The 250-nt window shown below is 37.2% G+C and carries 1 protein-coding gene; it reads left to right on the top strand.

The annotated features are described in order from the left end of the window. Nucleotides 1-33: 33 nt before the first annotated feature. Nucleotides 34-250: hypothetical protein (locus VJI94_RS08630; protein WP_324009072.1), on the top strand; the 217-nt coding region annotated here is incomplete at its 3' end.

Raw genomic sequence — 250 nt, 5'->3', positions numbered from 1 at the left:
AAAGAATTATTGAAAAAAACTAAACCAATCTGAATGCAAAGAAGAAAATTCATACAACTGTCTGGGATTAGTACCGGTAGCCTAATAACAAGTGGATCTTTAGCTGGATTTTTTATGGCTGGTTCAGGGTGCAGAAAAGAACATCACAACGGGCTAATGACAAAACCTGTTATGGTTACTGAGAATGATTTTTCACAAATGCTTACCAACCCATTACAGTCTGGTGCCAATCAGATACTCACAGCACAAA

This window comes from Parvimonas sp. D9 (assembly GCF_035282565.1).
GTDB lineage: Bacteria > Bacillota > Clostridia > Tissierellales > Peptoniphilaceae > Parvimonas > Parvimonas micra.
Note: the sequence above shows the minus strand (reverse complement) of the source record. Positions and strands in the feature narration are given on the sequence as shown.